Here is a 916-nt window from a genome sequence, read left to right as displayed (position 1 = left end):
CGGTAATATTGCGCCGTGGTGGCCAGGCTGCGATGGCCCATCAGCAACTGGATCACGCGTACATCGGTGCCGGATTCGAGCAGGTGCGTCGCAAATGCATGGCGCAGCGAATGCGGTGTGATGGGCTTGCTGATACCGGCACGGCGACGGGCGTCCTGGCATGCCTGTCGTACCACGCTCGCGCCCACGGGCTGATCCGGGAACCGGCCAGGAAACAGCCAGTACTGGGGGCGGCCAATGCACCAGTAACTGCGCAGGATCTCCAGCAGCCGTGGCGAGAGCATCACGTAACGGTCGGCGTGCCCCTTGCCCTGTTCGACACGCAGCACCATTCGCTGGCTATCGATATCGCTGACCTTCAGCCGGGTGGCCTCAGAGATGCGCAGGCCTGCGGCGTAGGCTGCCATCAGCACGGTACGATGCTTGACGCTGCGGATCGCTTCAAGGAACTGGGTGACCTCCTCCTGACTGAGGATCACCGGCAGCTTGCGTGGTCTCCTCGATCTGGGGAGCTCTTCGACGGACCAGTTGCGTTTGAGCGTGACGTTGTACAGGAAGCGTAGCGCCGCAGTGGCAACGACCAGCGTGCTGGTTGAGCGTCGCTGGACTTCAATCAGGTGGACCTGCCAGGCGTGCACCTCCTCCAGGCCCAGCAGGTCCGGGGAACGACCGAAGTGCTCGGCAAAGGCATGCACCTGCTGAAGATAGGCGCGCTGCGTGTTGGCGGCGAGGTTGCGTACGCGCATATCCTCGATCATGCGTCGACGTAGGGGTGTCATGGTGGACTCCGCTCAGAAGGGACGAGGTAGCAAACTGCACTGCCATCGTCCCACTCAAGGGGAGACATTCCATGACCGGTATCGAAGACGCCGCCTCCGGCCAACCACCTGCTACCGCGTCAGCGGTTTCGTTCAAC

Annotated in this window: 1 protein-coding gene; it reads right to left on the bottom strand. The window is 62.8% G+C overall.

Annotation, left to right across the window (positions count from 1 at the left end):
* A partial coding sequence (locus FSO04_RS45865) for a site-specific integrase (protein ID WP_154568020.1) occupies positions 1–779 on the bottom strand: 779 nt, incomplete at its 3' end.
* Between the last annotated feature and the right edge of the window lie 137 nt (positions 780–916).

The organism is Paraburkholderia madseniana (assembly GCF_009690905.1).
GTDB classification, from domain to species: Bacteria; Pseudomonadota; Gammaproteobacteria; order Burkholderiales; family Burkholderiaceae; genus Paraburkholderia; species Paraburkholderia madseniana.
This window is presented reverse-complemented; position numbering and strand designations above follow the sequence as displayed.